The organism is Acinetobacter sp. SM1B (genome assembly GCF_003289665.1).
GTDB classification, from domain to species: domain Bacteria; phylum Pseudomonadota; class Gammaproteobacteria; order Pseudomonadales; family Moraxellaceae; genus Acinetobacter; species Acinetobacter schindleri.
In genome coordinates, this window is sequence record NZ_QMBM01000001.1 from 1,826,207 (window position 1) to 1,838,104 (window position 11,898).

An 11,898-nucleotide genomic window follows, 5' to 3' on the forward strand; every position below is an offset into this window, starting at 1 on the left:
TATCACTTATAAATACGCTTTTAGTTGTTCAAACAAGTGGGACCACCTCTTTTAAAAGTTTCTCTCCCAACCATCCACTAGAAGAAAACCATGATGTCACTAACTCTTGTACTTTTGGAACATCATGTAAGTAACTTAAACGTTTAATACAGGACATCTGCAAACGTGCAGGCATATTTTGAATAAACTCATCTAGATGTCTAACTAACTTCTTTGAGATACATTCTTTAGCTAAATGATTTGCTAGTACATGTGGTAAAATTGCACGCCATTTCCCACGCTGTTGAACAATGTCTTTACTTTTCAGCTCTTCGATTTTTTCAATAGCATCATAACTATCAACTCTTGCAAATCTCGATAGATAATCCACTTCAGAATTTTCTTCGCCTTCATCTTCTAGATTAAAGGAATAAACTAAAGCAAAATTTTGAGCAACTTTATATAACTCATCATCTCGCTGTCCTCTCTGCCAAAAGAGTCGTTCAAACAACTCAGAACTTGTAAGCAATGCTAAGTTATCACTACGTTCAATATTTGAAGCTACTGCCAAAGCTAATCGATAGTTACCACCTGAGAACTCAGCAATTTTTCTTGCGTTTAAATCATTAATATGTGGGTAATGTCGTTCTATAACTTTTTTAATAATTTCGGGGCTATTTGGCTTTAATTTATAAACTTCTGTACTCTCTGGTAAATCGTCCTGAACATCATATTCAATAGTTAATAACGAAATTTGAGTATCTTGAATTTTTTTCGTTAAATTGCCATGTGTATCTTGGCCACAATTATCGACAATTAAAATATAGGGTTGCTTTTTTTGAATCAGCTCTTCAACAAAATGCTGAGGTTGTGGGTTAGGTGAATCACCAAAATCACAATACCAAACATTTTTAATATCTAGGCTATTGCTTCCAATGCGCTCATCGAAAAGAGCTTGAGCAAAGCGTGTTTTACCTACACCTGAGAGACCAACCAATCTTATAGAAGATCCGCCTACTGATAGTTTTTCTCGAATTGTATTGATACCATCAGTCACACTAATTTCATTTTTGTTAAAATCTTTAGGTACAATAACTTTAATATCTTCATCAACTAAATATTCTGCTTCAACTTTATCCTTTGTATTTGACCAATCATCGTAGCGTTGCCAACCTTCTAGCTTTTGCTCTGTAAAAAAGTATTTAGCTAAATCATCATGCTCTAAGCACACAAATTCAGATTCAAAAAATGAAGCTTCTCTCCATTCAAGCTCAATCATTAATTCTTTAGCTTTAGCATTTATATCTATTAAAGCCTGAGGGGACATCATCTTTTTTTCAGCTTTATTGTATGCTTCTCCCCAAAACTGATTTGTATATACCAATATTTTGGTTAGTGTGGGATGATCTCTTCTAGCTTTCTCTAGCATTTCTAAAAAGTCATCTTTATGGCTAGAAAGACTTGTAGAGTAAAACTTGGCTTGAAAGCCTATGACTTCACCCTCTTTTTCAATTGGATTTTTTTCAATGCCTGACTGATTTTTAAACCCAAACCATCCTTTTGGTAAATCAAATTCTCGACAAAATAATAGATAAGCAAACCATTCGAATGTCACTTGCTGATTATTTGAAAATTTTGCCGAAAACACTTCCCAATTTGGTTGGATCATATGCCATTATCCACATAATTTTTATGGATAAATTAATCCAAAAACCTATCATTTACAATATACCCTCACCCCAACCCTCTCCCAATGGGAGAGGGAGAAATTAATATGAATTAAATAACTGTTTAAATTTAATAATGATGGTTCCCTCTCCTGAGCAAGTTTTAAAGCACTGCTTTAAAATGAAACGCAAGTGAGGGCTAGGGAAAGATAAAAAAACGCCCCTTTTCTAACCCATCAATCCCAAACTCTTCGTTTTTACACTTTTAAGTCTGCAAAATTCATCACTTTCATGAATAATAGACCAATAAATTTATCTCCCAAATCAATGACTGTTGGTGTTCCAATGAAGAAACTCATGAACGGTGCTGAAAACATCGTTGTCGAAATGTGCAAAGGCTTTGTCCTGGCACATCCAGAACTGGCATTTAATGAATCTTATAAAATCATTTCCCGAAAAGAAAAACACCAAAATGTCGCCCTGATCAGTGGTGGTGGTAGCGGTCACGAACCTGCTCATGCCGGCTTTGTTGGCCAAGGTATGCTAGATGCTGCTGTATGTGGTGACGTATTTGCCTCACCTTCACAAATTCAGGTCTATAAAGCCTTGCAGCAAGTCGCGACGGACAAAGGTGTCCTGATGATTATCAAAAACTATTCTGGCGATATGATGAATTTCCAGAATGGCGCTGCACTTGCTCAGGAAGATGGCATTAAAGTTGACTATGTCAAAGTGGCTGATGACATCGCGGTAAAAGACAGCTTATATACCGTTGGTCGTCGTGGTGTAGCCGGTACGATCTTCGTGCATAAAATTGCCGGTGCTGCTGCCTCTAAAGGCTATGAACTGGCACGCGTGAAAGAACTGGCACAAAAAGCGGCTGACAATGTGATTAGCCTTGGTTTCGCCTATACCTCTTGTACCGTTCCTGCCAAAGGCACGCCCACCTTTACGTTGGCAGATGATGAAATGGAATACGGCGTCGGCATCCATGGTGAGCCGGGCATTCGTCGTGAAAAAATTCTGCCATCCCAAGAACTGGCACAACGTATTATCGATGACCTGTTCCTCAATCGTCCTGACATGCAAGAAGTTGCTGTTCTAGTGAATGGCTTTGGTTCAACACCAATGCAAGAGCTGTATGTCTTTAATAATGATGTGTGCGAACATTTGGCGCGCAAAGGCATCAAGATTTACCGTACTTTTGTCGGCAACTACATGACCAGTATCGACATGAACGGTGCTTCGGTGTCATTGCTAGCTGTGGATGATGAACTAAAAGGTTATTTAGATGCAGAGGCCAATACGCCCGCTCTTAAAATGGATGGTTCAGCAGCACAGCCTTTAATCTTCTCAACAAAAAATGCCGCAGCAGAAGATGTAATAAATACAGAAGTCGAAACTCAGCCCGAACATGCTGAAATTCAAAATGAACAGTTCACAATTGAAAATATGCGTTATGTGGTCGATGTGATGGCTGCCTGTATTATCAAAAACGAAGTGCCATTCTGCGAGCTGGATGCCCATGCAGGTGATGGTGACTTTGGCATGAGTGTAGCTAAAGGTTTTAAACAGCTGAAACGCGAATGGCAAAGCCTGATTCAAGCCCAGCACATGGATGAATTCTTGCTAAATAGTTCAATGATTATTATGGAACACTGTGGTGGTGCATCAGGCCCGATCTGGGGTTCAGCGTTTCGTGCAGCGAGTAAAGCCATTCAAGGCAAATCCACATTAACTGTGTCAGATTTTGCCGAGATGCTGCAAGCAGCAGTGAAAGGCATTCAAGTTACCGGCGAACGTTCATTTGGCCGTGGAGCAGTTGTTGGTGACAAGACCCTGATTGATGCTTTGGTTCCTTGTGCCGATTCATGGTCAGCCAATACCGATAAGACTTTTAAAGAAAACTTTGTGTTGGGTGCAGCGGCGGCAGTAAAAGGTGCAGAATCCACCAAAGACATCGTGGCGCGTATGGGCCGTGCCGGTACGGTCGGTGACCGTAGCTTGGGCTATCCTGATGCAGGTGCACATGGGTTAGGCGTAATCTTTACGGATATTGCTGAACATATTAAATAAGAATTTCAAGATTTGAAAAAAAGCCTCGCATTATCGGGGCTTTTTTATTTACTGACAGATATCCTATTCTGAAGCAAGCTGACAGAAAAACGTCTATTGAAATTTTTCCAGATACTTGGTCAGTTTTTCTTTGACCACGACCCTTTTATTTCCCTTCATCTGGGCTTCACTTAAAATTCCTTCCGAGTCAACCACCACGACTGGATGACCATCCTTCTTCAAACGGGCCACACCTTCAAATAACATTCGAGCACCGACATTATGAATTAAGGTCAAATTGGTCAGATCCAACACAATTCGTTTTTTGCCTTCCGGTTCATCTTGCAAAATACGCAGTAGCATTTCCGATTCAGTAAACTGCAATACGCCACGCAGTTCGTACACCACCACATGATCACGTTTACCGGTGAGATAACGACTTTGCAAAATGGTTTGTGCCGATGGCGTCCCTTCCATTAAATGCAGCCCCATTTCCCGGGACATACGCTCAAAAATATCGACGCCACGTACACTATGTCCATGCTCATCAATTCGCGGAGAAAACACGGCGATACCCACCTGCCCAGGTAACACTCCGATAATACCGCCTGCAACCCCACTTTTGGCCGGAATACCCACGGTGGTCAGCCAGTCCCCGGCAGCATCATACATGCCGCAAGTGAGCATCACACTCAGGACTTGCCGCACTACAGAACGGTCCAGCAATTTTTTACCGGTTTGTGGCTGAATTCCGCCGTTGGCGAGTACCCCGGCGATCATCGCCAGGTCTTTGACCGTCACCTTGATTGAACACTGCTTGATATACCCATTTACAATCGCTTCTGGATCTTCTTCCAGCACCCCCACGGTACGCAGCATATAGCCCAGGGATCTGTTACGAAATGCTGTTTTCAGTTCGGAGGTATATACATCGGTATCAAAACTCAGTTCACGCCCCGCCAGACCACTTAAAAAACGGCGCAATTGTTCGGCACGGGACACTGTCCGCTTATAGGGAATCAAGGAGTGGGTGGTAATTGCACCCGAATTGATCATCGGATTTTTTGGAATATTGGAATCCTTCTCCAGTGAAATCTGGTTAAAGGCTTCGCCCGAAGGTTCCACGCCTACTTTTTCCATGACCTTGGTCAAGCCAACTTTCTGCAAAGCCAGAGCATAAGCAAAGGGCTTGGACATGGACTGCATGGTAAACTCAACTTCGTCATCACCGGTGGAATAGATCGTGCCATCTACGGTAGAGAGCGCCAAAGCGAACTTATCCGGGTCTACGGCTGCCAGCTCAGGAATATAATCTGCCAGGGCACCTTTTTCATTGTCACGGCAGGAAGTTAAAACATGCTTGAGGTAGTCTGGCACCGGTGTTTTCATCGAATGAGCTTATTCCAATTCACTATTATTTTTAATTAACATACCGGTTTTCAGCTTAAGTACCAGAGTGAAAAGGTAATTTTCTGCATATCCATGTTATCGGACGCATTCCCTGTACGGGCAATTCTCCAGAAATGAATTGCATTTTTAAGTATTGTTATTTTTATTGAAGTTTTAAGAGACATAAAAAAGGGCGCTCCTGCCCTTTTTTAATCTGGATGATTTATTTTACTTTGGTTTTACGGATCATCTTGTACAGAACTTTTGGTGAAATACGTGAAACCAGTACGCCCAGTTTTTCTTTCTTCCCACCGACCACAATGTATTCCTCGCCCTGCTGTAATGCTCTCACTGTCTGTTTAGCAAAATCATCAGCCTCTAAACCATTTTCAATCGCCTCGTCCTGCCTGGCTTGCGGTTTGCCTTCACCATTTAAGGCATTAAAAGAGACATTGGTTTTGACAAAGCCCGGGAAAATCACCGAGACCTGAATACCCTGATCCGCCACTTCAGCACGCAGGCTATTCGCCCACATATGTATTGCACCTTTGGCAGCGGAATAAGATGCGCGATACTGGGTGCCGAGCAAACCTGCTACACTGGAAATAAATACAATACGTCCAGACTGCTGTTTCAAGAAAGTTGGCAAGACCGTTTTAGTCAAATACACCTGCGAGAAATAATCCACTTCCATAATGGCGCGTTCAGTCTGCATGGTGGTGTCGGCAATCAGGGCACGCTGACTTAAACCGGCATTATTGATCAACCAGTCAATCCGGCCTTTATTTTCCAAAACCTTGGCATAGGCTTTTTCTACTTGGGTTTCATCGGTAATGTCAGCAATGACAGACAGATGCTGATCAGGATTAGGCAAACTGAGACGCACATTTTCCAGTTCTTCAAAACGGCGTGCCGTTAAAACTACCTGCGCTCCCTGTGACGCACATTCCTGCGCGACTGCCTTACCAATCCCTGAAGATGCTCCGGTGATCCAGACCACTTTTCCATTTAAACTTTCCAGCTTTGCCATTGATCCCTCTATCTCTTTTAAATATCCGATGTCTGTTTTACTTCATCTTCTAAAAACGCTAAAAAATGCTCAAAGTAATGACTGATGGTCGGTGCATCATACAGGCTTCCCAACTTGTCAAAACGCTTATAACCGAGCTGCGTAGTTAAATGAATCACACCATTCAGGGTTTTATCAACCACCATATTGAACTTCAGCATGTTTTTGGGTTGACGTACCAGATGGGTAACCCCCTGATCCACCACTTCAATAAAGGTCTTTAAGGCAGGTGAAACACAATGATGATTGCCACTTTCCATTTCTTTTACATAGCGGAGTAATTCGATCGCCAGCGTCTTCTGAATGGGATAACGCACGTAATAATCGCCTTCAATTTCATGGGTCATTTCATAAAGATAATTCACCATGGGAATCAGCCGTTCATTGCCAAAAAATGAGACTGACCATGGCATATATTTACGTGTAGTCTCGACAATTTGCTGGACGACTTTTTCAGACTCGCGATCCGCAGAATTTGAAAGACGCGCAAGGCGGCCAAAGACCTGATCAATAATTTCACAGGCAATATCCGTGAGGTTTTCACCCAAGGCTTTGGACAGACTGGTTTGATCACCACTATTGAGACGGGAATGAATATCGCGGAAACGATAGTGAGTTTCTGGCTGTATTTTCAGGGAAATGTTATAGCTCATCTTCTTATCCTTAATATTCATCTTGTTATTTAAATTTTGTGATGAGTTGTCTGGCGCTGTTGCTATCATACGATGAGTTCAGCTTACTGCCAATTGCTTAAAGTTTGCTTTTGGTTAAGCTGCCGCAGCCGCCATTTTTTTTGCTACAATAGATGCAATTTTTTATCCACTTTTGATCTGTTCGAACTATGACTGATTCAGCGCAAAATATTGCTACAACTTACGATCCGACCGAGATCGAGAAAAAATGGTACCAAACCTGGGAAGAGCGCGGTTACTTCAAGCCGTCTGAAAAAGGCGAGTCTTTCTGTATCATGATTCCGCCACCAAACGTCACCGGTAGCTTGCACATGGGTCATGGTTTTAACAATGCCATCATGGATGCCTTAACCCGTTATAACCGTATGTCAGGTAAAAATACGCTCTGGCAACCGGGGACTGACCACGCAGGTATTGCAACGCAAATGGTTGTAGAGCGTCAGTTGGGTGCACAAGGCATCAGCCGTCATGACTTGGGGCGTGAAAAGTTCATCGAAAAAGTATGGGAATGGAAAGAACAATCAGGCGGTAATATTACCCGTCAAATCCGCCGCCTAGGTTCTTCAGTTGACTGGTCTCGTGAACGCTTCACCATGGATGAAGGCCTATCTAACGCAGTGAAAGAAGTGTTCGTTAAACTGCATGAAGAAGGTCTGATTTACCGCGGTAAACGCTTGGTGAACTGGGACCCTAAACTGCAAACTGCCCTGTCTGACCTGGAAGTTGAGTCTGATAAAGAAGAACAAGGTTCACTGTGGCACTTTAAATATTTCTTTGAAGACAAGTCACTACGCACCCACGATGGTAAAGATCACATTGTTGTGGCGACGACTCGTCCTGAAACATTGCTCGGTGATACAGCGGTTGCGGTTGCCCTAGATGATGAACGCTATGCACACTTGGTGGGTCAAAACATCATCCTGCCGATTACAGGTCGTGCTGTTCCAATCGTTAAAGATGAATATGTCGACAAAGAATTCGGTACAGGCTGTGTAAAAATCACCCCTGCGCACGACTTTAACGACTATGAAGTGGGTAAACGTTGTGAATTGCCTATCATCAACATCTTCAATAAAAATGCTGAAGTTCTTGCTGAGTTTGAATACATCGCAAAAGCGGGCGAGCAAATTTCTAAAACCATTCCTGCACCTGCGGACTATGTTGGTTTAGAGCGTTTTGAAGCACGTAAAAAGTTAGTAGAACAAGCTGAAGCTGAAGGCTGGTTAGACCAAATTCAACCTTACACATTGAAACCACCTCGTGGTGACCGTTCAGGTGTGATCGTTGAGCCGTTATTGACGGATCAATGGTATGTGAAAATCGCGCCACTTGCGAAACCTGCAATTGAAGCGGTTCAAGATGGTCGTATCAAGTTCGTTCCTGAGCAGTACAGCAACATGTACATGGCGTGGATGAACAACATTCAAGACTGGTGTATCTCACGTCAATTGTGGTGGGGTCACCGTATCCCTGCTTGGTACGATGCAGAAGGCAATGTTTACGTGGGTCGTGACGAAGCTGAAGTACGTGCGAAAAATAACATTCCTGCCGATGTTCAATTGAACCAAGACGAAGATGTACTGGATACCTGGTTCTCATCTGGTCTTTGGACATTCTCAACCTTAGGTTGGACAGGTGACGCTGCGAAAGATAAAGAAAACTATTTCTTAAATACTTTCCACCCGACTGATGTATTGGTAACAGGTTTCGACATCATCTTCTTCTGGGTTGCTCGTATGATTATGCTTACGATGCACTTCATGAAAAATGAAGATGGTACACCTCAAGTACCGTTCAAAACTGTGTATGTACATGGTTTGGTACGTGATGGTGAAGGTCAGAAGATGTCTAAATCTAAGGGGAACGTGCTTGACCCCCTCGATTTGATTGACGGTGTTGATCTTGAAACTTTAGTACAAAAACGTACCACAGGTTTGATGAACCCGAAACAGGCAGCGAAGATCGAAAAATCAACCCGTAAGGAATTCCCTGAAGGCATTCAATCTTACGGTACGGATGCAGTTCGTTTCACCTTCTGTGCGCTTGCCAATACGGGTCGTGACATCAAGTTCGACATGAAACGTGTTGAAGGTTACCGTAACTTTGCCAACAAAATCTGGAACGCAACGCGTTTCGTGATGATGAATGTCGAAGGTCAAACGATTGGTTCAGAAGCACGTCAAGACCTTTGGGAATTGCCTGAACAATGGATCGTAAGCCGTCTGCAAAAAGCGGAACAAGCGGTGCAAACCGCATTTGCAACCTATCGTCTAGACTTGGCTGCGCAAGCGATTTACGAGTTCATCTGGAATGAATACTGTGACTGGTATGTTGAATTAACCAAACCAGTTCTGAACGATGAAAATGTGTCTGAAGAGCGCAAAGCTGAAGTTCGTCGTGTTCTTCTTTCTGTGATGGAAGCATCTTTACGTTTGGCTCATCCGTTGATGCCGTACCTGACTGAAGAAATCTGGCAAACCCTTGCGCCGAAACTGAACATTGTTGGCGAAACGGTTATGTTGGCGCCATACCCTGTTGCTGACGAAGCGTTGATGAATGACCAAGCTGAAGCAGATATGCAATGGCTACAAGGTTTGATTGGTGCGGTACGTAACATCCGTGGTGAGATGGGTCTAGGTAATGCTCGCTTGTTGCCTGTACTTCTTCAAAATACCACTGATGCTGAAAAAGCACAGATTGCTCGTATTGAACCGTTGTTTAAAGCATTGGCAAAAGTTGAAAGCATTACTTTCCTAGCTGATGCTGAACAACCGCCATTGTCATCATCGAGTGTTGTAGGTCACGTATCTGTATTCGTTCCAATGAAGGGCTTAATTGACCCTAAAGCGGAATTGGGTCGTCTACAAAAAGACTTAGACAAGGTTCAAAAACAACATGACCAAATTGCCACTAAACTTGGCAATGAAGGTTTTGTCGCGAAAGCACCTGCTGCTGTAGTTGAAGGCGAGAAAGTTAAACTTGCTGAATTTGCTGACCAGTTAGCGAAGATTAAGGCGAATATGGAGCAGATTGCAGCGCTTTAATGTGTTGTTAGTTTGATCTAATTTGTGTATAAAGGGCTGATTATTCAGCCCTTTATTTTTAAATATGAAAAAAATTACAGAAACTGAACTAGATAATCAGAAAATTTCACTTTTTCCCAAAGATGATTTAACTTCCAACAAAAATTCCTTTACAATTATAATTGGATCTAATAATTCTGGTAAAAGTAGACTTTTAAATAAAATAATTATGCTAGCTAGTAAAGAAGATTATAACTTTTCTAGAATAATTGGATTTTCTTCCGCACACTTCAATAAGCTCCCAACACCTTGGAAAATTAATAAAAATTATATTAAATTTTCTACAAATCCAGCAGATTTTGTTTTTGGACAAGATAAACATCATAAAGATTTAGCTAAATACAAAAATATAATAGAAAATTATATTAAATATAATGAGGTAGATTTCTCAATAAAAAATAACATTAGCTCTTTACATTTATTCCAGTTATTTGAAATTTTCATATCTTCCAATAAGAATCAATTACATAAATCACAAGATTGGAAAATTATTTCTAAATTCCTAAACCTACCAAACTCTATTGAATTCAAAATAACAAAGTCCACTCATTTTAAAAAATTAAAAAAATACTCAGAAGAAAATAAAAATGGATCAGAACTCAAGTTAGAAAAATTATGTAAAGAAGATAGTTTCATCATCTCTATAGAAAATATATTTTCATTAAAAAAAGAAATTATAGAACTACTACAACTTAAACTATTATCGATTACTAAAATTTCATACCCTAATGAAAACAAAAAACTACCTTTAACATCCTTAAGTTCAGGACAACTTTCGATTCTAACTCTAGGGTTAGCATTAATATCTTCAATTGAAAATGATAGCTTAGTATGTATCGATGAACCTGAATTGAACCTTCACCCACAATGGCAAACAGAAATAATTAAACTAATTGAGTTACTAAGTAAAAGTTATACAGGTTGCCAATTTTTTATTGCGACTCATTCACCACAAATAATATCAAATATTAATAGTGAAAATTCTTTTGTACTAAACTTAAATTCTAAAGAGTTAAAAAGTTCTAAAGAAATTATTAACCGATCTGCTGATTTTCAATTAACAGAAGTATTTAGTGCTCCAGGAAATAACAATGAATATTTATTAAGAAAAATACTCATTATTCTCAATAAGTTAAATACCAATGTAACTTTAAGCTTAGATGAAATCCATACTAAAGAGTTAGTTAAGAAACTTTATTATGAAAAAAAGTTTCAAGATAAAGATAAAGTTAAATCCTTAGTTGAAGTTTTATTAGATCTTGAGGAGGAATAATGAAAGTATTTGTTATTCCTTCAAAATTTCATAAATATATTAATACTTATGATAAACAAGATCACACATTTTGGAATAAGGAATGTAAAGAAATTCTAGAGCTTAAAAGCTTAATTCGAACTCATTATTTAACAGAAACTAATAACGTATGTTTCTATTGTAAGCATCAGATCCCATCTCAACATGGCAGATATTGGGATATAGATCATATTTTACCCAAATCACTTTACAGCAAATTTCTGTTTGAACCAGAAAACTTGATTGTGAGTTGTGTTGAATGCAATTCTGCAAAAGGAAATAAGAACCCACATAAGTCACGAAAAACTAATGTTAAAAACTTACCGCAAGGATCTGATAAATATATTTTCGTTCATCCTTTCTATGATAATTATGATGATCATATTCAGATCAAAAGAACAGCTGAACCTAATCATCATTTTCTAATTAAGAAAACTGATAAAGGTGCAAAAACTATAGAGTTCTGTAACTTGAGTCGCTTTTTTCAAAGTTACAGTGATTGGGATAGCGTGAGTTTCAAAACGATCGAAGTCACAGACGAATTGCTCGATTCAAACCAAACATTGTCTAAGCAAGATATTCAAGCTCTTATCAATAATCGCTTAAAAGAAGTTCAAGCATTATCTGCTCTACTTGTTGAAGCATAAAGATTTTTTAATTCAGTAAAGGATAT

General features: G+C 40.2%; 8 protein-coding genes. 4 read left to right on the top strand and 4 right to left on the bottom strand.

The genetic code is table 11. The features are described 5' to 3' along the window. Window positions 1–28 precede the first annotated feature (28 nt). Window positions 29–1,648 carry a hypothetical protein gene (locus C8322_RS08815; protein ID WP_228156500.1) on the bottom strand — a complete coding sequence of 540 codons (1,620 nt, stop codon included), beginning with the start codon at window positions 1,646–1,648 and terminating at the stop codon, window positions 29–31. A 343-nt stretch (window positions 1,649–1,991) separates the two neighbouring features. Between C8322_RS08815 and dhaK the strand changes: the two genes are divergently transcribed. Next, entirely contained in the window at window positions 1,992–3,722 is a 1,731-nt protein-coding gene (dhaK, locus tag C8322_RS08820; protein ID WP_111810520.1) for a dihydroxyacetone kinase subunit DhaK, read from the top strand. A 93-nt stretch (window positions 3,723–3,815) separates the two neighbouring features. On the opposite strand, the gene C8322_RS08825 is transcribed toward dhaK, so the two are convergent. The 3 genes from C8322_RS08825 to C8322_RS08835 form a co-directional block, all read right to left on the bottom strand. Then, the gene (locus C8322_RS08825) at window positions 3,816–5,090 is read right to left on the bottom strand and encodes a glutaminase (protein ID WP_004810920.1); all 1,275 of its coding nucleotides are present in this window, start codon (window positions 5,088–5,090) and stop codon (window positions 3,816–3,818) included. A gap of 223 nt (window positions 5,091–5,313) precedes the next feature. After that, the gene (locus C8322_RS08830; protein ID WP_111810521.1) at window positions 5,314–6,120 is read right to left on the bottom strand and encodes an SDR family oxidoreductase; all 807 of its coding nucleotides are present in this window, start codon (window positions 6,118–6,120) and stop codon (window positions 5,314–5,316) included. A 17-nt stretch (window positions 6,121–6,137) separates the two neighbouring features. Beyond that, window positions 6,138–6,812, bottom strand: a complete 675-nt coding sequence (locus C8322_RS08835; protein WP_004810923.1) for a hypothetical protein — start codon at window positions 6,810–6,812, stop codon at window positions 6,138–6,140. Between the two features lie 188 nt (window positions 6,813–7,000). On the opposite strand from C8322_RS08835, the gene C8322_RS08840 reads away from it, so the two are divergent. From C8322_RS08840 to C8322_RS08850, 3 genes are all read left to right on the top strand, one after another. Further along, the gene (locus tag C8322_RS08840; protein ID WP_111810522.1) at window positions 7,001–9,895 is read left to right on the top strand and encodes a valine--tRNA ligase; all 2,895 of its coding nucleotides are present in this window, start codon (window positions 7,001–7,003) and stop codon (window positions 9,893–9,895) included. A 64-nt stretch (window positions 9,896–9,959) separates the two neighbouring features. Continuing rightward, window positions 9,960–11,207 (top strand): ATP-binding protein, encoded by a 1,248-nt coding sequence (locus C8322_RS08845; RefSeq protein WP_111810523.1) that lies wholly within the window; start codon window positions 9,960–9,962, stop codon window positions 11,205–11,207. Then, window positions 11,207–11,872 (top strand): HNH endonuclease, encoded by a 666-nt coding sequence (locus C8322_RS08850; RefSeq protein ID WP_111810524.1) that lies wholly within the window; start codon window positions 11,207–11,209, stop codon window positions 11,870–11,872. Before C8322_RS08845 ends, C8322_RS08850 begins: the two co-directional genes overlap by 1 nt. The last annotated feature ends 26 nt before the right edge of the window (window positions 11,873–11,898 follow it).